At 45.3% G+C, this 20,918-nt stretch carries 16 protein-coding genes; 12 read left to right on the forward strand and 4 right to left on the reverse strand.

The window, feature by feature from the left end; translation table 11 throughout:
* The first annotated feature begins 267 nt into the window (after window positions 1-267).
* From MF542_RS15635 to MF542_RS15650, 4 genes are all read left to right on the forward strand, one after another.
* The gene (locus tag MF542_RS15635; RefSeq protein ID WP_247021161.1) at window positions 268-3,045 is read left to right on the forward strand and encodes a bifunctional aconitate hydratase 2/2-methylisocitrate dehydratase; all 2,778 of its coding nucleotides are present in this window, start codon (window positions 268-270) and stop codon (window positions 3,043-3,045) included.
* A 357-nt stretch (window positions 3,046-3,402) separates the two neighbouring features.
* On the forward strand, window positions 3,403-4,014 hold the full coding sequence (locus tag MF542_RS15640) for a cytochrome P460 family protein (protein ID WP_247021163.1): 612 nt from the start codon (window positions 3,403-3,405) through the stop codon (window positions 4,012-4,014).
* Between the two features lie 132 nt (window positions 4,015-4,146).
* A complete protein-coding gene (locus MF542_RS15645; protein WP_281501744.1) occupies window positions 4,147-5,031 on the forward strand; it encodes a cytochrome P460 family protein in 885 nt (294 codons plus the stop codon).
* Window positions 5,032-5,139: 108 nt separating this feature from the next.
* Window positions 5,140-6,042 carry a LysR family transcriptional regulator gene (locus MF542_RS15650; RefSeq protein ID WP_247021167.1) on the forward strand — a complete coding sequence of 301 codons (903 nt, stop codon included), beginning with the start codon at window positions 5,140-5,142 and terminating at the stop codon, window positions 6,040-6,042.
* A 2-nt stretch (window positions 6,043-6,044) separates the two neighbouring features.
* Here the strand turns inward: MF542_RS15650 and MF542_RS15655 are convergent, their stop codons facing one another.
* Window positions 6,045-6,983, reverse strand: coding sequence for a hydrogen peroxide-inducible genes activator (locus MF542_RS15655; RefSeq protein ID WP_247021169.1), 939 nt, complete (start codon window positions 6,981-6,983; stop codon window positions 6,045-6,047).
* A gap of 162 nt (window positions 6,984-7,145) precedes the next feature.
* On the opposite strand from MF542_RS15655, the gene MF542_RS15660 reads away from it, so the two are divergent.
* Window positions 7,146-7,784, forward strand: a complete 639-nt coding sequence (locus tag MF542_RS15660) for a carbonic anhydrase (RefSeq protein WP_247021171.1) — start codon at window positions 7,146-7,148, stop codon at window positions 7,782-7,784.
* 22 nt (window positions 7,785-7,806) lie between these two features.
* The gene (locus tag MF542_RS15665; RefSeq protein WP_247021173.1) at window positions 7,807-9,456 is read left to right on the forward strand and encodes a SulP family inorganic anion transporter; all 1,650 of its coding nucleotides are present in this window, start codon (window positions 7,807-7,809) and stop codon (window positions 9,454-9,456) included.
* A gap of 59 nt (window positions 9,457-9,515) precedes the next feature.
* Here the strand turns inward: MF542_RS15665 and MF542_RS15670 are convergent, their stop codons facing one another.
* Window positions 9,516-10,976 carry an ATP-grasp domain-containing protein gene (locus MF542_RS15670; RefSeq protein WP_247021175.1) on the reverse strand — a complete coding sequence of 487 codons (1,461 nt, stop codon included), beginning with the start codon at window positions 10,974-10,976 and terminating at the stop codon, window positions 9,516-9,518.
* A gap of 707 nt (window positions 10,977-11,683) precedes the next feature.
* Between MF542_RS15670 and MF542_RS15675 the strand changes: the two genes are divergently transcribed.
* Window positions 11,684-12,928, forward strand: a complete 1,245-nt coding sequence (locus MF542_RS15675) for an outer membrane beta-barrel protein (RefSeq protein WP_247021176.1) — start codon at window positions 11,684-11,686, stop codon at window positions 12,926-12,928.
* Window positions 12,929-12,966: 38 nt separating this feature from the next.
* On the opposite strand, the gene MF542_RS15680 is transcribed toward MF542_RS15675, so the two are convergent.
* Together MF542_RS15680 and MF542_RS15685 are read right to left on the reverse strand one after the other, a co-directional pair.
* Window positions 12,967-15,030: a phytase gene (locus tag MF542_RS15680; protein ID WP_247021178.1), complete on the reverse strand. Its 2,064-nt coding sequence runs from the start codon at window positions 15,028-15,030 to the stop codon at window positions 12,967-12,969.
* Between the two features lie 166 nt (window positions 15,031-15,196).
* Window positions 15,197-15,904 (reverse strand): DUF481 domain-containing protein, encoded by a 708-nt coding sequence (locus tag MF542_RS15685; protein ID WP_247021180.1) that lies wholly within the window; start codon window positions 15,902-15,904, stop codon window positions 15,197-15,199.
* A 428-nt stretch (window positions 15,905-16,332) separates the two neighbouring features.
* Between MF542_RS15685 and MF542_RS15690 the strand changes: the two genes are divergently transcribed.
* The 5 genes from MF542_RS15690 (at window position 16,333) to egtD (ending at window position 20,894) form a co-directional block, all read left to right on the forward strand.
* On the forward strand, window positions 16,333-16,872 hold the full coding sequence (locus MF542_RS15690) for a PAS domain-containing protein (protein WP_247021182.1): 540 nt from the start codon (window positions 16,333-16,335) through the stop codon (window positions 16,870-16,872).
* Complete coding sequence (locus MF542_RS17710) at window positions 16,865-18,097, forward strand: methyl-accepting chemotaxis protein (RefSeq protein WP_281501741.1); 1,233 nt, start codon at window positions 16,865-16,867, stop codon at window positions 18,095-18,097. The genes MF542_RS15690 and MF542_RS17710 overlap by 8 nt, the downstream gene beginning before the upstream one ends.
* Before the next feature lie 146 nt (window positions 18,098-18,243).
* A complete protein-coding gene (locus tag MF542_RS15700) occupies window positions 18,244-18,639 on the forward strand; it encodes a DUF427 domain-containing protein (protein WP_247021184.1) in 396 nt (131 codons plus the stop codon).
* 23 nt (window positions 18,640-18,662) lie between these two features.
* Window positions 18,663-19,940: an ergothioneine biosynthesis protein EgtB gene (gene egtB, locus MF542_RS15705; RefSeq protein ID WP_247021186.1), complete on the forward strand. Its 1,278-nt coding sequence runs from the start codon at window positions 18,663-18,665 to the stop codon at window positions 19,938-19,940.
* Window positions 19,941-20,894, forward strand: a complete 954-nt coding sequence (gene egtD / locus MF542_RS15710) for an L-histidine N(alpha)-methyltransferase (RefSeq protein ID WP_247021188.1) — start codon at window positions 19,941-19,943, stop codon at window positions 20,892-20,894.
* The last annotated feature ends 24 nt before the right edge of the window (window positions 20,895-20,918 follow it).

Raw genomic sequence — 20,918 nt, forward strand, 5'->3', positions numbered from 1 at the left:
ATTTTCTTTACGCTGGTAATGTTGAACGGTTCACAAAACATTTCTTCTGTTTGATGTTGTTTTCGTTAGGTCACTCTCATTTTGTGACGGGAACGGTGATATTCCTGTGTTTTATGGTTGCTACCCTTGACAGGAAACAGATTGAACTATCTTGCAACTCAGCGACTGTTGAAATACTATGCGCGCAAACCGCTTATATCCGGTTCGTCAGGCCCCTCTGCGAGCCGAGTTTCAAGTTCCACTCAATACTTGTTTGTCAGGATAGCCATGAGTTTGTACACAGAATACCTTGATGAGATCGAAACCAGAAAATTACAGGGCCTAAATCCAAAGCCGATTGAAGACGCTGCCCTAGTAAATGAACTTATCTCTCAGATTAAAGATACTTCAAATGAACACAGAAAAGCTTCCCTTGAGTTTTTCATCTATAACACTCTGCCGGGTACAACGAGCGCGGCTGGTGCAAAAGCGGCATTCCTGAAAGAGCTTATTCTTGGTGATGCTACTGTTGAAGAAATTTCAACAGAGTTTGCGTTTGAGCTTCTTTCACACATGAAAGGTGGCCCATCTGTTGAAGTTCTGCTTGATCTGGCGCTGGGTGCTGATGCAGCTATTGCGGCACAAGCTGCAGATGTTTTGAAAACTCAGGTTTTCCTTTATGAAGCTGACACAGACCGCCTGGCAGCAGCTCACGCCGAAGGTAATGCAGTTGCGAAAGATATTCTGGAAAGCTATGCGAAAGCGGAATTTTTTACAAAGCTTCCTGATATCGAAGAAGAAATTAAGGTTGTTACTTATATTACCGCGGAAGGCGATGTTTCTACTGACCTTCTTTCCCCAGGTAATCAGGCACACTCACGTTCTGACCGTGAACTACACGGTAAGTGCATGATTTCTGAAGCAGCGCAGGTTGAAATTCAGGAACTTCAAAAACAACACCCAGATGCACGCGTAATGCTTGTTGCGGAAAAAGGTACAATGGGTGTGGGTTCATCTCGTATGTCGGGTGTAAACAACGTTGCACTTTGGACTGGTAAGAAGGCAAGCCCATATGTTCCGTTTGTAAACATTGCTCCAATTGTTGGCGGTACAAACGGTATTTCCCCAATCTTCCTGACAACAGTTGGTGTGACAGGCGGTATTGGTATTGATCTGAAAAACTGGGTGAAGAAGCAAGATGCAGATGGCAATACTGTTCTAGACGGTAATGGTGATCCGGTTCTTGAGCAAACGTATTCTGTTGATAACGGTACAGTTCTAACCATCAATACCAAAACGCAGAAGCTATATAATGAAGCTGGTGAAGAGCTTGTTGATATTTCTTCTTCGCTTACACCGCAGAAGGTTGAGTTTATCAAAGCTGGCGGTTCTTACGCGATTGTATTCGGTAAGAAACTACAGAGCTTTGCGGCGACAACACTGGATGTTGATATGCCAGCTGTGTTCGCAGCATCTAAAGAAATTTCAAATGAAGGCCAAGGCCTGACAGCGGTTGAGAAAATCTTCAACAGAAACGCTGTTGGCGTATCTTCAGACGCTGATCTGCATGCAGGTTCAGATGTGCGTGTGAAGGTGAATATTGTTGGTTCACAGGATACAACAGGCCTGATGACATCGCAGGAACTGGAAGCGATGGCGGCGACAGTTATTTCGCCGAAAGTTGATGGTGCTTACCAATCTGGTTGTCACACTGCTTCTGTTTGGGATGTGAAAGCACAGCGCAACATTCCAAAGCTCATGAGCTTCATGAATAAATTTGGCCTTATCACAGCACGTGACCCTAAAGGCGAATATCACGCGATGACAGACGTGATCCACAAAGTACTGAATGACATTACAGTGGATGATTGGTCTGTCATTATTGGTGGCGATAGCCACACACGTATGTCTAAAGGCGTGGCATTCGGTGCAGATTCGGGCACAGTAGCTCTTGCGCTTGCGACAGGTGAAGCAACAATGCCGATCCCTGAATCTGTGAAGGTTACTTTCAAAGGTACTATGCCAGATTACATGGATTTCCGGGATGTTGTGCATGCAACACAAGCGCAGATGTTGAAGAAGTTCGGCGAAAACGTATTCCAGGGCCGTGTGATCGAAGTACACATTGGCACGCTACTAGCTGACCAAGCCTTCACCTTTACTGACTGGACAGCGGAAATGAAAGCGAAAGCGTCTATCTGTATTTCAGAAGATGCAACACTTATTGAATCGCTTGAAATTGCTAAAAGCCGTATTCAAATCATGATTGATAAAGGCATGGAAAATGAGGCGAAAACGCTTCAGGGCCTTATCGATATTGCAGACAACCGTATTGAAGAGATCAAGTCCGGTAGCCGCCCAGCACTAACACCAGATGCAGATGCGAAATACTTTGCTGAGGTTACTGTAGATCTGGATGAAGTTGCAGAACCAATGATCGCTGACCCTGATGTAAACAATGCAGATGTATCGAAGCGTTACACACACGATACAATCCGCCCGGTTTCATACTATGGCGGCGATAAGAAGGTTGATCTTGGCTTCGTTGGTTCTTGTATGGTGCATAAGGGCGATATGAAAATTATTGCGCAGATGCTGAAGAACCTAGAGAAAGAGGGCGAAGTTAAATTTAGCGCGCCGCTTGTGGTTGCTCCTCCAACCTACAACATCGTTGATGAGCTGAAGGAAGAGGGCGACTGGGCTGTTCTTCAGAAGTATGCTGGTTTTGAATTCGATGATGATGCACCAAAGAATAACGCACGTACCGAATATGAAAACATTCTCTACCTGGAACGTCCTGGCTGTAACCTATGTATGGGTAACCAGGAAAAAGCTGCCAAGGGTGATACTGTGATGGCTACTTCTACACGCCTGTTCCAAGGCCGTGTGGTGGAAGATTCTGAAGAGAAGAAAGGTGAATCCCTTCTTGCTTCAACGCCTGTTGTAGTGCTTTCAACTATCCTTGGCCGTACGCCAAACATGGATGAATATAAAGCTGCGGTGGACGGTATTAACCTTACCAAGTTCGCACCACCACTTGCGAAACCAGCTCTACGTCATAACTAAATAGAGTTGCCGTAAGGCGCCTAAATTTATAAAGCCTCAACCTATTGGGTTGGGGCTTTTTTGTTGGCTATAAAAACACATATTCTTTTTACATATTACTTTCTCAGTTGACCAAAAGAGCATGTAGAGTGGCGTCAAGTCTACTCCAAGAATAAACACTATACACTTTTGGTATAGCCTTTTTCACGATCGTGTTATTCAAAAAATACTAATTATTATAACAGCTTAATTAAAATTATAGCTGAGGTTGAGCAACAAAAACTCTGTTCTGGCCTATATGGACTTCGTCGTCCTTTTCTCCGAAATTATTAAAGCTGTTTAAAAGAACATGCCGTGAATTTTAGGAAAGGGGTAAGGATGAAACCGTTTTTAAAAACCGTAGGTACGGTAGTTACGATTGCCGCTGTTATGGGGAGTGGTCTTTATGCCTACTCCGATACGCTTCCAAAAGATAGTTTGGCCAAGTTTGCTGATACAGGCGAAGTTTATGCCCCGAAGAATTGGCGTGAGTGGGTTTATGTTGGAACACCACTTACCCCAAATGCGCTGAATGGTGGTGAGGCACCATTTCCTGAATTTCACAATGTATATGTGGAACCTAAAGCTTTTGCTTATTACCAAAAGCACGGTGCGTGGCCAGAAGGTACGCAGATTGCCAAAGAACTCACCATGATCCGTAAAAGTGAAAATGGTAACTTTGAAGATGGTTCCTCTCAGGAAGTAAGCGGCAGAGGATATTTTCAAGGTGAGTTTACAGGCCTTGAGCTAACCGTAAAAGATAATAAGCGATTTAAGGATGAGCCGGGTGGATGGGCTTATTTTAGCTTCGGCCACCATGCGCCACCTTATGCAGAAAAAGCAAAAGCATTTCCAACAGACAGCTGTAATGCCTGTCATGAAGCAAGCGCAGCGGATGATTGGGTGTTTACCCAATATTATCCGGTTCTGCGTGACGTGAAAAAGAAATAACTACGTGTCCCTGACAAAAGGAGAAAAACCGTGAGAATGAAGTCTGTCAGACTGATTTCGATGATTGGGTTTGGTTGCGTTTTTGCGTTAGCCGGATTGGCACATTCCTATGGGACCTCTCAAACCACATCGATGCCTTCCAATCACACGGCTACCCCTACATTTTCTCCCTTTGTCGACCATAAGGGGAACATCAGTTTCCCTTATGGTTTTAAATCATGGCAGCACCTTGGAAGCTGGGCAGTGATTGGAGAAGAACGAGGCGAAAGTTCTCTTCATAATGTCTATGCCTCTGAAGGTGCTGCTGAAGCTTACATTGCCACAGGCAAATTTCCTGATGGTACGGTGTTGGTTAAGGATGTTGTCTCGGCTTCGAATGCTGAACATACCACTGGCAATGCTTATTGGGCCGAAAAAAACGCTGTACGATTTGTGATGATCAAAGATAGTGTTGGAAGGTTTTCCAATAATGCCCTTTGGGGCGATGGTTGGGGGTGGGCTCTGTTTCAAGGTAATGATACTAAAAATCAGGTAGCAACTGGCTACCGTGATGACTGCCTTGGATGTCATGTTCCTGCAAAACAGAATGATTGGGTTTATGTGTATGGCTACCCGGCACTTGGTGAAAGTGTGAAAAACTTCTCGCCGCTTGCTAAAAAGGAAATGGATGCAATGACGGGGGCCATGTCTCGAGCAAAAGAAAGTGCAGAGCGATTAGCTCTGGGTGAGAGAATTTTCGGGCAGTGCAAGGCTTGCCACTCAACGGTTAAAGGTAAGCATAAAGTTGGCCCATCTTTAGCTGGGCTTGCAGGCAGAAAGGCAGGATCTGCTGAAGGCTACCGTTATTCGAAAGCGATGAAAGCAGCAGATTTCAGTTGGGATGAAAATACACTTGATATGCATCTAAGAGATGTAAGTGGATTTGTTCCTGGGAATAAAATGGCGGTGCTATTCAGGCGTAATATTTCCGAAGCGCCTACGCGGCGGGTATTGATTGAGTACCTGCTTACATTATGACGCTAATTCTATTGAAGCAGACGCGGTGAGAATAAAATCCAGCGTTTATCTGAACAAGATGAAATGATATATTTGCAAAGGGGGAACCAGTTGCGAGGGCAAATTTGTATGGATGTTGAGCAAGTCAGAACTTTTTTAGTGTTGGCACAAGAGCTGAACTTTTCTCGGGCCGCTGAGATATTAAATGTGAGCCAACCGACAGTTAGCAGAACTATTGGCTCCATTGAATCCCAATTAGGTGGCCTTTTGTTTAGGAGGGAACGAGGGAACTCGCACCTTACTGAACTTGGTAAATTGGTACTGCCGTATTTTGAAGAGATTGAAACCAATGCAGGGAATTTGGTTGAAGTCGCTCGAAAATATAAGGCGCTGGAAAAAACACCGGTGTCTGTTGGGCTTATGTGTACGATTGGGCCAGAACGGTTGATCTCTCTTATCGCAAAGATCAGAGAGTTATTTGCTGGTGTTGAAGTTTCAATCACTAACGGGAATGCACGCGCACTACAGGAAATGCTGAATGACGGCAAGCTAGACCTTGCTATCTGCGGGCGTCCTAAAGGCTTTGACGAACGTTTCCACGCTGTGCCGCTTTATCAAGAAAAGGTTATGGCCGTTCTTCATCAAGAGCATCCTCTCGCAGCACGAAGTTTTGTAGATCTGGACGATCTGGATGGCTTGCCCTGTATCGAACGTACTGGATGTGAGTTTTCTGTGCAGGAAGGAAATTTCCTTCTGGAGAAGGATATTCATCTGGACCGGATATTCTCTAGTGATAGAGATGATTGGATTCAGTCAATGATAAGGGACGGCATTGGCATGTCTTTGATGGCTGAATCCGCTGTATTCCTACCTGATCTGGCTGTTAGGCCTATTCCTGGATTACCTTTTACCCGTGAAATTCAGATGGTGACTGTGCGGGGCAGGATGCATTCAGCTGGTATTGGTGCCGTATTGCAAGCTGCAAGGCAAGCCTTCCAGGTACAGCGTCAAACCTTCACACCTCCTGAGTAGTTTTAAGGTTGGGATACTTCCAGATAATCGTTCAATTTAGTGCTACAAAGAGACCTGATAAAGGACGCAAGTTCTTTATATAGGTTTCGTTGCGCTGCGCTTGGACGCCAAGCCAGAACAACTTCTCGGTCTGTTGGAGATTCATTCAGCTTCAAAACCGATACATCGCTTCTTGGATCAATCTCAGACCGTACATAAAGCGAAGGGAGGAAGGCTAGCCCGATACCTGTACCAATCATCTGCCGTACTGTATCAAGACTTGTACCTTCGTAATCGCGCATGATTCGTGCGCCATATTTATTCGCCAGAGCTTGCATTTGTTCGAACAAACGGTGTCTTTCTTCAATAGCAAGCAGCCTTTCGTTAGCGATATCGCCTGCTCGGACTATCTTTCGTTGAACCAATTCATGGTCTGGGGCTGCACATAACTTAAAGGGTTCCCTAAACAAAGGTTCAGCGGTAAGCCCCGTGACCTCCATTGGTAGTGTGGTGAGAATCAGGTCAAATCGGCCGTCAAGTAAACCGTTTTCAAGATCTCGTGGGGGTTCTTCGCGCACATATAAGCGAAGCGTTGGGTAAGCTGCGTGAATATCTGGAATCACATCTGGCAGGAAATATGGGCCCAAAGTTGGTGGTACGCCTAGGCGGTGAATACCTGCGCCGCTATCCAGTGAAAAGCGCGCAACATCGCGGATAGACTTAACTTCATCAAGCAGCGCCTCGATATGAGGTAGCATGGAGCGAGCTGCAGCTGTAGGTAGGGCCCCCGTTCTGGAGCGCTCAAGCAGTGTTAGGCCGAGGTTTTCTTCGAGTGCTGCAATCTGTGCGGTGATAGTAGGTTGTGATACCCCTAACGTGAGCGCAGCTTGCCGAAAACTCTTCGTCATCACAACACAGTGTAGGTATTTCAACTGTTTGATGGTGGGTTGACCAACGTTCATCGCTTTTGGGCCTTAAGTTTAGGTGATAGTATTTGTCTATCGTATATTCGCTAAAATAGCTAATTGTTTTTACATCGCCCTCAACCTAAATACCGAAAATGGTATGAAGTAACATTTTATAAATGGGCCAAAGAACCCTAGTTGTAAAATTATGAGGTAGACATGGAAAAGATTGTAGACGGCGTTTTGAAGTTTAAAAACGAAGTTTTCCCAGAACATAATGGACTGTTTAGTGAGTTAGCGACAGGCCAAAGCCCTGAAGTATTGATGGTAACATGTGCGGATAGCCGGATTGATCCTGCTATGATTACGCAAACAAATCCTGGCGATCTTTTCATTTGTCGTAATGCAGGGAATATTGTTCCGGCATACGCTGCGGGTGGTGAAAGCAATACAGCATCAATTGAATATGCGGTGGCAGCTCTTGGCATTAAAGAGATTGTTGTGTGTGGCCATACTGATTGTGGTGCTATGAAAGGCGCAATGAACACTGAGGCGCTTACAGCACTTCCACATGTATGTGGCTGGCTTACGCACTCTGATGCAGCGGTTAAAGTTGCGAAGGCAAACAAGCCTGACGCTGAAAACCCAGAACTTCTTCGCGAAGTGATTGAACAAAACGTTGTTCTGCAGCTTCAACATTTGAAAACACACCCATATGTAGCTGAAGCTATGGCTGCTGGTAAACTCCGCCTGCACGGTTGGGTTTATGATATCGGTGAAGGTTCTATCTACGCTCACAACGAAAATTCAGGCTCTTTCGAGCTTCTATCGCAGCAAGCTGCGGTGGCTGCTGAATAAGCATTGCGCAAAGGATTAAACGATGAGTTTTATCAATACATCTAATCTGCGCGGCGATGTTATGGGCGGTCTAACCGCCGGTATCGTTGCGCTTCCTCTTGCTCTCGCCTTTGGTGAGGCATCAGGCGCTGGACCAATTGCAGGTCTTTACGGCGCTATTATTGTTGGTTTCTTAGCTGCTCTATTTGGTGGTACTGGTAGCCAGATTTCTGGCCCAACAGGCCCGATGGTTGTTGTATTCGCTGGTGTTTACGCAACACTTGGCGGTAACCCAGCGCTTGTGTTCTCCGCGGTGGTACTCGCTGGTTTGCTCCAGATTGCTTTTGGTATTATGAAGGTGGGGCAACTTATCCGCTTAGTCCCATATCCAGTGGTATCTGGGTTTATGAGTGGTATTGGTGTGATTATTATCGCATTGCAAACCTCACGCTTGTTTGGTCATGAACCTGAAACCAGTGGCACGATTGGCGCTCTTGAAGCAATTCCTGGTGCCGTTGCTGATCCAAATATGATTGCCCTTGCAATTGGCGTGATCACTTTGGCTATTGTTTTCACATGGCCGAAGAACCTTGGGAAATTTGTTCCAGCACCGCTTGCTGCGCTGGTTATTGCAACTATCATCAGCGTTCTGTTCTCTGGCGCACCAATTCTTGGTGATGTACCAACGGGCCTTCCGTCTTTCATCCTGCCTGCGTTCGAGCGTGAATCTATCCTAATCGTTCTTGAAGCAGCTTTCCTTCTGGCTCTTCTTGGCGCGATCGACAGTCTTCTAACGTCTCTTGTTGCAGATAACATGACCCGTACTCGCCACAACTCAGATCAAGAACTTATTGGTCAGGGTATTGGTAACTCTGTTGCTGGTCTGTTCGGTGGTGTACCGGGTGCTGGTGCAACAATGCGTACAGTGATTAACATCCGTTCCGGTGGTCAGTTCAAAATCTCAGGCATGGTTCATGGTTTGATCCTGCTTGCGGTTGCCCTTGTTCTTGCGCCGTTTGCTTCGCTTATTCCGCATGCTGCTCTTGCTGGTATCCTGATTAAAGTTGGTAACGATATTATCGACTGGAGCTACCTGAAACGTGCACACCGCGGCCCACGCTGGGACCTTATCCTTATGGCTCTCGTACTTGGCCTGACAGTGTTTGTAGACCTTATCACGGCTGTTGCTGTGGGTGTTGTTCTTGCGGCTCTTGCTTTCATCAAACAGCTTTCGGAAGAACAGCTTAAGCGCCTGAATGTTACAGAGCGCGAAATTGAAAGTGATGAAGAACGTGCGCTACTTGCGAGCTCAAATGGTGCAGTAACACTGTTTGACTTCGGTGGCCCATTAAGCTTTGGTGCTGCTGCTGATCTTGGTCACCATGTGCGTGAGAAAGCCAACGGGAACGCTAAGGTTCTTATCCTTGATTTTGAACGTGTGCCTTTCCTTGATCTATCGGCAGCGAAAGCAGTGGAAACAATTGTGGAAGACGCATCTGCTCTTGGAAAAACACTGTTCGTTTCTGGTGTTAATGAAGATGTAGATAAAGTGTTGCACGGCCTTGAGGTTGCTCCACTTATCCCTGATGAGAACTGGTTCAAAGATCGCCGTTTAGCGCTTACACAAGCGGTAGCTACTGTGGAAAAGATAAAAGCTGACCTGCCTGAAAGTGCAGCTACAGCTACGAGCTAATTAAATCTTTCACTTAGCCTTAAAGGCCTCGGCAATGCCGGGGCCTTTTTTTATGGGCGTTAGACGGCCGTTTTTTCAACCAGTTTGCGTTCTACCATACGGCCAAAGGCATCTTTGATCGCCTGCATATGAGGCACCATATAGTGGAAGGTTTTAGCGTGATCAAAGCTGTGGCGCATTGCGGGGTTAAGTTCAAAGATAAGAATGTCACCATTAGGCATCAGCGTGAGGTCTAAACCCCAGAAATCAAGCTGCACAATATCTTGGAGAGCTTTAATACGGTTATAGATTTCCTCGCCAATAACTGAAGGTGGGTTGTTTAGAAACTTTTGTTCCCGTTCCAACATCCAGTCATAAGATTTCATGAAAGTTTTTCGGTTGCTACCGTGAACATTCCAAACCTGATCTGTGTGATAAACAACAGGGTAAAGCGTGCCATCAATACAGAAGAAACGGATTTTGGAGTAATGCCCTTCATCAGATTTGTTTTCTATATATTCAATGGCGTAAAGCGTGGCATCTTCTTGAAGGGCTAATAGATAAGCTTCAAGGGCACCTTTATCTTGAAGAAGCTCTGTTGAGACAGCAGTATGTGTACCTGTTTGGCGAATAATGAAGGGAAAGCTATAGCCAAGTGCCAGAATAGTTTCGGCAATTTGGGCTACATCTTTTTTAATATCGCTTTTTCTGACATCAATACGTTCTGTTTTTGCAAATCTTACACCAGGGACTTCATTCAAGCGTCTGTAGTTGCTGTCCCGGGTCGTTTCTTTGACCATATGGGGAGCGTTGATAACAGGGATACTTGGGTGTTCCTCAAGAAAGGTTTCTAGTGTTTCCAGAGAGCGCAGCTCTAAATCTGGGTCGGCAATATCATTCAGTATCAAGTTAAAGGGCCTTGACGGAGCGGTTTTATCCTTCAGGATGTTTTCATCCAGGATGGTATAATGATTGGTATCATATTTTTGATCCTCCAGAAGATGATCAAGCATATAATGTCCACCTTTACGCACGCGCTTAAAATCGCCGTTGTTACGCCTGCCAATAACATATCTGGTGTTCTCATACCCGTAGGTGATTAGAAGCTTTCCTGCAGGCTTTTCAAGGCCAGACGCAGGGATAAAGTTTTCGCCGCACCGTCTGAGAAAACTTTTCATATACCACTGAGCTGGTTTGATGCCGTCGTTCTTTTCTATAAGAGCCGCGATCGTTGCATGAGAATTGTGATCTTCTGGGTAAGTTTCCAAAATATGCTGACAGGTTTGTTCTAGTATCTCAAATTCGCCTTGAGCAAGGAGTGCAGAACAAAACTGATGCCATACATGCAGCGGCTTTTCTGTAAGATCTGCCGCCAATTCAAACTGTCTACACGCCAAAGCCGTTTGCCTTGTTTGTGATAACAGCTCCCCGTATTTAATCAGCACGGCAACCAATGTCTCCTGCGCGATGCCGGGTTTTGCTTCAAAGCCTATATCAGCTAGTTCATGTTGGATATAAAGCTCAGTAACCTTCTTATCCAATGGCGATGCCGTAGGAGTGGTTTTTTTTAAGAATTTTGAAAACATAAGGCCAGTTAAATTTGCTGCGTTCGCTGAATGGTGCGCGCCGACCATACATTAGTCAAGGGTAGGGGGGACTAGAAAATAAAAAAGCTCGCTACCGGAATTGAAAATGGCGTGGGGGACAACGTAATCGGTAGCGAGCTGAAAGTATGGAACTCAGAACATAATTTAGGGAGGTAGCGAAAGACCAAGCGGTGGCGCAGTTGGTGTGGTGGGGGATGGCTGCTTTCCCTGGTGGGTGGGATTTCACTGCTTGATCTTTCACTATGGCTAATTGTTTATATTCTCTTTCTTTATTCTCCGGTGTTGAGAAGCCAACTGAAACCTTGGAATACGGCCCTACGGTTGGTTTCAGTTGACTCTCTACTCAAGTATAGTGCCCATCGCACTCTGCTGATTGTTCACTTTATACTCTGCAAAAGGTGTGCAAGTGTGCCATTTTTGAGTGTATTTTTATAACCATATGTATTTATTGTGTTTTTAGTATAAGTTTCGCATTTGTTGAAAAAATGCTACTTTTGCGAAATGCAATCAGGTGTCGCAATATGCAGCAATAGTTGCATTTTGGGATACTCTAAGAGGTTCACGCTTTCTTTATCATCAATGATTAGAAGAAATTATTGCTGGTTGTTAAGAATTGAGAAAAATAATGCTCGGTGGGAACAATGAAACGCGAAATTTCTTCAAGATACCTTTCTTTGGTCACTCTATGCGTTGTCGGGGGCACAGTTTCTGTGCAAGCGCAAAGTGATATTGACGCAAGTTTACATGGGTTGGTAAATGCCAGACTTTCTTTTGCAGATAGTGAGAGATCAATTTTCGATGGTGGCTTCGGTAAACTCCGGTATGGCGGGGATGGTGAAAACGGTAACGAACGTTTCCGAATAGCTGAAATCGCTTTAGTCGGTCGCCTTAAGTTTGGAGATGGCTTTACACTTCACGGTCATATTCAACATAACCCTGACCAATCGTCAGAAGTTGATATTGTAGAAGTTTACCTTCGCTATAAGCCCGTTCAGTTGAGGCAGTGGCAATATAGCGTACGCGCAGGGGCTTTCTTTCCTCCGGTGAGTTTTGAAAATGAAGGTTTGGCTTGGGGTAATAAATATACCATCACCAATTCTGCGGCGAATACATGGATTGCAGAAGAAATCAGGCCAATTGGTGCAGAATTTACGGCAGAATATAAGGGGGAAACCCTTAATGCTGAGATACAGGCAACTATCTTCGGCGGCAACGATAGAGCGGGTGACGCTCTAGGCTTCCGTGGCTTTACCTTGAATGATAGCAAGATCGGGCTTTTAGGTGATCTGCCAATTGCGGATATTGAAGGTGTGCGATCAGACAGAGTTAATCGCCCATTTGTGGAAACTGATGCCAGACCTGGCTTTGCACTTGGCGTGAACCTGACTAGGCCCGGTCTTGGTGAGATTCGTTTGTACGGTTATGATAACAGGGCAAATAGCCGACAGGTAGGCTCGGAAGGGCGTTTGTGGGAAGCACGCTTTATCAATATAACTGCGAAGCCAGAACTGCCTGATGACTGGACAATTATTGGGCAGTTCCAGTTTGGTGAAACCAAGGTACAGCCGACAGAGGATGAAGGCTCCTTCTTTGGTACGAATTTTACAACAGGCTCTTTACTTGTAGCGAAAGAATTTGGTCGTGTTCAGCTCGCTAGTCGGATTGAATTTTTTGATCAGAATGATCCATCAACCATTGCAACTACGCCACCACTTGCAGAAGATGGTTGGGCATTGACCACTGCGATTAAATATCGCGCGTCGAAGCATCATATTGTTTCCGCAGAATACCTTTATACCAGCTCTGATCGTGCAGGTGGTTTTGAGAATACACCAATCAGCCAGCGGGAAAACTTGTTGCAGATTAACTATCAATTCCGTTTTTAAATAAAAAAGCCCGGCTGATAAATGGCAGGGCTTTTCTTTTATCGGCGAGGTGACCAACCTGAGTCTAACTCAAGATTCAGGGCTTCAGCGATTTTTTTAAAATCAACCAGTTTGAAATTTTGCTTTTCAGCAGGCATCACATTCCGACCATCTTGTGCGATGAACAGGCCATGTGGGAATGCTTCGCCAAGAGGCGTACTGATAACATCAAGACCGTCTGTCTCAGACGATCCATCAATTCCTGAAACTATATCGCCAATAACGCTGTAGCTGCCGCGATATGTGTAGGGCGCCTTACGATCAAACACTGCATAGCTGTTGTTACCCTGACTGGATTGAATGAGATATCCATCCCCATTTGTGCCGTAATAGATAGAGACGCCTTCTAGGTCATCCTTTAAGGCTTTGTTGCTTGCGATACTGGTGGCTTCAGTGCGGGCATCGCCTGCGTCTGGTTCCGCCCCGTAAGCCCATAGAGCAACATCTTCTTCGGCTTGGAAGAGGATACCATTATCATCGTCAGCTACACAGCCTTCGGCGGTTGAGCCAACGTTAAATTCGCGCACCTGTTTTGTAGCAATCTTTCCATTTTCTGAAGCTTCGAGCTCCCACTGACGCACCATGCCTTCTTTTTCATTGATAAATACATAGGTTTTGCCAGTTTCTGTACTTTGATACATGCAAAGCCCGTATGGGTCTTCCATCCGCGTTGGTTGAGGGCCATCCGCTATATCTGATAGCATACCAGTTTCTTCATTCATTCGGTATAGAGCAATCGAGCGATTTGTGCGGTTGCTGGCAGCTAAAATAGTTGCTTTTTCACCATTCAAATCAAAGCCGTAGCGAATGTCTACGTTGTTCATTTTACCGTCTGCCAGGTACTGGTGTACTTTTCCGTCCAGTGTGTAGCTATAAAGGCCACCTTGCTTGTTTGTACCTATAACGAGGCTGAGAGCAGGATTGCTTGGATGCACCCAAATGGCGGGGTCATCAGCGGCATCACCGCCGTGCTCAACCGGAGCAGTTTCTACATTGGCTGTTACAGTAGCAATATTGCTGGTGGCGGAGATTGGGTTTTGGATGAGTTCTGTTTTCTTAGAAAAGGCTGAATGGATATCACTTAGTTTAGCGAACTTAAAGTTTGTACGATCTTCTCCGTTATCATCATCAGCCACAACGAGAGTATCAAGGAAGGTAGAGGCAAACAGACCCTGAGCTGCTTCCACGGCATCAACCGTTTCTGTACTCGTTAGTGCAATAGCACCTAGGAAATTATGATCATTATTGATGTCATAGGCATTGAGGGTGTTATCTACCACATTGGAGGCAAGGAGAATAGCAGTACCATCGTCAGGCCGTGAAAGGGCCAGGCCAGCCACTTCTTCTGAAAGATTGCCAAATTTCACCACATCTACAAAACTTGGGGCGGTAGAACCTTCAGGTGTTGCATCAAATGCCCAGATTCCAATTTCTTCTTCTGCAACGTATAGAGTTTCTGTCATTGGATCGATGACACAGAATTTAGGCTCTGTGCTTACCTTCAGGGTGCGAACTAAGGTGCCTGTGAGGACATCATATTTCTGTTTTGCAAGCTGCCAGTGTTCAATGAAACCATCTTCACCAAGGGTATAGACATAGCTATTACCGTCTTTGGTGCTTTTGTAGGAGCAGATATTCTCTATTCGCCTGTTGCTTTCGATGGTACTGAAATTGGTGGGCTTCAGGTTGCCTGCTTGTGGATTGACATCATACGTGTGAACCCTGTTGTACTGGCCGTCCAAGCTGATGATAAGGTCTCGGCCTTCTTCATAACCTTTGATAATGTCTATCGCGGTATAGGCACGACCACTGGCCCGAAACTTACGTTTTCCGTTTGCTTCGTACATTTCAATGGCATCATCAACAGCCGCAAACATGAGGGATTGTTTAGGTTGCTCACTATTTTCCCAAAGAACAGCCGACAGGGCGGTACCAGCAGACGGTGTGCTTTCACCTGAAACTGGAATACTGATGACATCGGTTGTTTCTTCTTTTGGCGCTTCAGGTGTGCACGCTGCGATAAGTGCACAGAAAGCTACAGACATAAATAATTTAGAAGACATGCTAATTCCCACATATAGCAACAGCGTATCACGCATCATTGGTTTGACAGTGACATTAAGGAATTATGTTTCAATTATATTGCAGAGCATAATGTTTCTTGCTTTTTGCATAAAAAAAGCCCGCACAAAAGGTGTGCAGGCTTTAATGATCTTTTTGTATCTTTTCCTAGAAACCGTAGCTTAGGCCTGCGCGGAAAATAGTATCTGTTTTCCGGCGATCTGCTGGGGCGTCATTATCATAGCGAATATCGTAGGATAGCTTGCTGGATAGTGCTTTGGTAATTTTAAACTGAATTGCAGATTTGTTTTCAATCAGTGTACGACCACCAAGGTTGATCTCGGTGATGTTTTTGAAAGTTGTTGTATCTGTGATTTTCCAGTTCAGTGTACTGCGGCCAAGAGCTGCATAATCTGTTACGTAATCTTCGCCAGAAAGGTTCAGTGTAAAGATAACACTTGGTGCAGCTTCTAGAGTAAGGTCAAAGTTTTTCTCGGTGATGGCTTTGTAACCCAGACCGGCATTAGCTGAAAAACGCTGACGGAATGAACCAAACTTGTCATTGTCATAAGCAACGGTTGCTGTGAAAAATAGCTTTTCTGAGAAATCATACGCAAGGTTATAGTCTGCACCAAAACGCTCGCGGTCTGTTTCACCACTGCTTTTGTTGAAATCATAATAACCGCCAACTGTGTGACGGAAAAGGCCTGATGCATATGTTGCCTTACCTGACAGACCAAAGGAAGTCTGCGATGTGTTACCGGATGTAACGAGAGCATTAACATCTGCATTGCCTGCCCAGCCTTCTGAATCCTGAGCTAGAGCCACTGGGGAAAGGGCTGTGCTTAGAAGTGCTGCTGCAAAAATTGTCTTCATTGTCTTGTTCCGCTTCATATTCGCATGAAAAGTTGCAACTAGGTAGCGAGGGAGCAGATAAAAGGAAAGACTAAAGAAACCGCCATTTTAAACGGTGTTGAATTTTTTTTCTAAAATCGCCGATTAGCGCCAAAAGTGTGGCTTTCTCACAATAGTGAGAGCTATTCACATAGTTTTCGGTAAGGAGCAATGGGCGGCGGAGACAGGTTTAATCAAGAATGCGGCGCCGTGTCGCAGCGCATAAGGTAACCAACTGGTAAGGTTATGTTTTCTGAAGTAATCGTGCTTTTATACAACCTTGAATTATATAGTAATTTCAATGCGTAAACATAAAATTAACCCTTCAGGGCCTATTCTCTCAACCGCTCGATATATGCACGGCGTATTGTGCATGAAATAGTAGGTACAAAGTTCTGTGGGGAACGTAAATGACAAAGCGTAATATTGTTCCGACAGGCGAGGAAATCGCCTTCGGTGAACACGAAATTATTGTCTCAAAAACAGATACAAAAGGGCGTATCCTCTACGCAAACGATGTTTTCTGTAAAGTTGCTGAAATGCAGACAAACGATGTAATCGGCCAACCGCATAGCATTATCCGCCATCCAGATATGCCGCGCGCAGTTTTTAAACTTCTCTGGGATAAAATCGCAGCAGGCGAAGAGGTGTTTGCTTATGTGAAGAATATGTCTTTCACGGGTAAATATTATTGGGTTTTTGCTCATGTAACACCAAGCTTTGATCATGCGGGCCGTATCTCTGGATATCATTCAAATCGCAGGAAGCCTAAGCCCGTGGCCCTGGAAGCGATTAAACCAATTTATAAGGCGCTTCTTGATGAAGAAAAACGTCATAAAAACCGAACTGATGGATTGGCTGCCAGCTATAAACTCTTAGAAGATACTTTGGCGCACGCTGGTCAGACATACAGTGAATTCGTTTGGGGTGCAGGAGGTGCACATGTTTAATTTCTTTAAAGCAAATACGCCTGAACCTGTGAATGACGGCATGGCAAAGCGCTTGGAAGCGGCTGAGGCTGAACTTGCCCTATATAAAAAGGCTTTTGCCACGGTTTCAGAAGTTGCAGTATCCGCGGGTAAAGGGAATTTCGAAGCCCGTATCATTGATTGGGATGAATATGGTGATTTATCTCCGGCTCTGAATGATATTAACCATATGCTTGATATGTCTGATGCTTTCGTGCGTGAAGCAGGTGCTGCGCTTGAACATGCAGTTGACGGGAAATATTACCGTCAATTTTTGCCGCAAGGCATGATGGGGGCTTTTGGTCGTGGAGCTGAAATTATCAATCAAGCCCGCGAAAATATGATGATTGCCGAGCAAACAGATGCAAACCGCAAAAATGAACTTGCGAAGAGCTTTGAAGAAGCAATCCTTACTGTTGTGGAAACTATTCAAGCTGCTGTTTCTCAAACTCGATCTGCTGCGGATGCCTTGCTTGCAAGTGCTCAGGATACCCAAGATCGTTCAGCAAGTGTTTCTGGTGCCGCAAGCGAAGCTGCGATGAATGTTCAAACTGTAGCATCTGCAGTGGAAGAAATGTCTGCTTCTGTGAATGAAGTAGCACGCCAGGTCGGCACATCGTCCGAGCAGGCCTCCACAGCGCATCAGGAAGCAACTTCTGCTTCCGGTACAATTAATGAACTAAGGGAATCTTCAGAGACAATTGGTAAGGTTGTAAGCCTGATCAATGATATCGCTGAACAAACGAACTTGCTTGCGCTTAATGCAACGATTGAAGCTGCCCGTGCGGGTGAAGCTGGTAAAGGTTTCGCGGTGGTTGCCAGTGAGGTGAAATCTCTGGCTCAGCAAACAGCAGCTGCAACTGGTGAAATTGGCCAGCAAGTTCAATCTATTCAGGAACGTACGCTCACTGCCGTTAATGCTGTAGAGGGGATTAGTAAATCAATAACCTCACTGAATGATATTTCTGGTATGATTGCGTCTGCGACTAGTGAACAGTCCAGTGCTACTATGGAAATCAGCCAGAATGTTCAGGAAGCTTATCAAAGCACACAGCTTGTATCTACAGATATCCAGAATGTACGTGAAACTTCTGAAAGCACGATCAATTATGCCAATGATCTCTCTGGCGCTGCAATGAGTTTAGATGAAAGTACCAGGCTACTGCGAGAGCAGGCGGATAGTTTTATGAAAGCTATTCTGAAATAACGGAGACATAGCTAGAAATTATTAAAGGTCAGTTCTTAACAGAGCTGGCCTTTTTTGTTTCATTTATGCATTGGCGTACTGCAAAAATAGAACGCGCAATTCGGCGCAAACTATCTAGGTTTAAAGAGCACTCGAAAGGAGGCTCTATGCCTGTAAAACACAACAATGAAACAGTGAATGGTCCCGGGTATGCGAAGAACCCGGATCATCAGGTTAATTGCGAAAATGTAACTATTGATATCAAAGTATCAGCGGCCGGAGTTTTGCTTTCACGGGCTCAGAATGCTATCCTGCTGACAGAAACTGGCTATAGCCCCCAATACTATGTGCCTCGCTCTGCAATAAACTTTGATGCTCTTAAGGAGATATCATTGTCGACATATTGTCCCTTCAAAGGACAGGCGCGTTACTGGGCTATAAAAGATGATGAGGAGGATACTCCGGTTTTATGGGGGTATGATGATCCTTATTTGGAAGTAAAGCAGCTTTCAGCATGTGCCGCTTTTTATACTGACCGTGTCGAGTTCAGAGTAACTGAATAATTTAGATAGGGGAGGGAGCTGGCGTGCAATTACCATCGCAGTTGAACCAGATTTCCAGAGATACCAGACCACTTTTACAACACTATCATGATATTCGAATAGTTTCTGAAAGTTATATTGCGCCACTTTCTGATGCGGATGCCACTGTACAGTCAATGGAAGATGCAAGCCCTGCTAAATGGCATATGGGGCATGTTACGTGGTTTTTTGAAACAGTTATCTTAAGGGAATATTCAAAAGGATATCAGCCTTTCGAGGATACCTTTCATTATTTGTTTAATAGCTATTATGAGGCTCTGGGTGCCAGGCAGCCAAGGCCGCTAAGAGGTATGCTTACACGACCGAGCCTTGAGAAGGTGATGGTATACCGATCTTATGTTGATGAACATATGAAACGGTTTCTTGAAACAGATCAAAGTGTTGAAATCGCTGGCCTTGTTGAACTTGGTTTAAACCATGAACAGCAACATCAAGAGTTGCTCTTAACTGATATCCTTCATCTGTTTGCCCAAAACCCGCTTAAACCTGCTTACAAAGAACCAGAACCACTTGCATATGACAAAGATATGGAACTTGCTTCAGGTTGGACAGGCTTCGATGGTGGCGTTCTTAAATTTGGTGCTTCCGACGAAGGATTTGCGTTTGACTGTGAACGGCCTGTTCACAAAGCACTTGTAAATCCGTTCAAATTAGCAAATGGGCCTGTTACTAACCGCCAGTGGTTAGAGTTTGTTCAGGATGGTGGGTACCATAACCCGCTTCTTTGGCTTTCTGATGGGTGGGCAAAATGTCAGGCCGAGGATTGGACAGCGCCGCTCTACTGGGAAAAACGCGATAGTGAATGGTGGGTGATGACACTGCGCGGGATGCAGCATGTGGATCTCGATGCTCCCGTTTGTCATATCTCTTATTATGAAGCAGATGCATTTGCCACTTGGGCTGACAAGAGATTACCTTTTGAGCACGAGTTAGAGTTGGCCGCACATGAAGCTGATATCAAAGGAAACTTTGCATCCTCAGGAAGATTACGGTCAGCACCCGTGAAGCATACAGGCAGTATTGCGGGGCTGTATGGTGATGTCTGGGAATGGACCGGCACCAGTTTCAGCCCATATCCCAAATTTAAAGCCGAAAGCGGCGTTGTTGGTGAATATAATGGTAAGTTTATGAGTGGCCAACAAGTGCTCAGGGGCGGTAGCTGTGCAACATCAGAGGGGCATATGCGACCTACCTACCGAAATTTTTGGCACCCTGAAAAGCGGTGGCAGTTTACCGGCCTGCGACTGGCGGAGGACGTATAAATGGATGATTTGAAATTCGTTGAAACTCAAACCGCTGTTAGTGGTGGTGAGGAGTTTATGCAGTCCGTTCTGACAGGGCTTGGAAAGCCACAGAAAACGCTTGAGTGCAAGTTCCTGTATGATGAAAGAGGCTCAGAGCTTTTTGATGCTATTTGCGATTTGCCGGAATACTATCCAACCCGTACCGAGATAGGTATCTTTGAGGAAATTTTGCCGAAAATAGCGGCGTTTCTTGGCGAAAGTGCAGAAGTGATCGAGCTTGGCAGTGGCGCTGGGCGGAAGACAAGGATGCTGCTTGATGCCTTGAACGTACCTAGTCTTTACGTACCCGTAGATATCTCTGAAGAGTTTGTGCTGGAAGTGGCGGAAGGTCTGCAGGCAAGGTATCCGAATTTGAAGGTGAAGCCGAGCATTGCTGATTTCATGGCAGGCTTTGATGTGCCCACTAAAGTATCTAGGCGCATGCTGTTTTTCCCGGGGTCCACCATCGGTAATCTTACCCCCAGTGACGCTGAAGAGTTTTTGGGGAAGCTCAAGGAAAATACAGAAGCTGATTGTTTTTTGATTGGTGTAGACCTGAAAAAGAGCAGGGCGGTTCTGGAAGCTGCCTATGATGATGCTCAAGGTGTGACTGCTGAATTCAATCTCAATTTACTACACCGAGCTAACCGCGAGCTGAAGGCTGATTTTGATGTGGGTGCTTTCAGACACCATGCTGTTTATAATGAAGCAGAAGGCAGCGTTGAAATGCATTTGGTTAGCCTTAAAAGCCAGACAGTGCAGATTGGGAACTGTAGATTTATCTTTGATGAAGGTGAAACTATCCACACCGAGAACAGTTATAAATATACGGTTGATGAATTTTCGAAACTTGTTGAACGAGCAGGCTGGGGCCTTGAAAGCTGTTGGACAGATAAAGAAGATAAGTTTGCAGTGATGATGCTGGAAGCCTAATAAAAAGCCCGCTCAGTGAAGCGG

Source organism: Kordiimonas laminariae (assembly GCF_023008165.1).
GTDB classification, from domain to species: Bacteria; Pseudomonadota; Alphaproteobacteria; order Sphingomonadales; family Kordiimonadaceae; genus Kordiimonas; species Kordiimonas laminariae.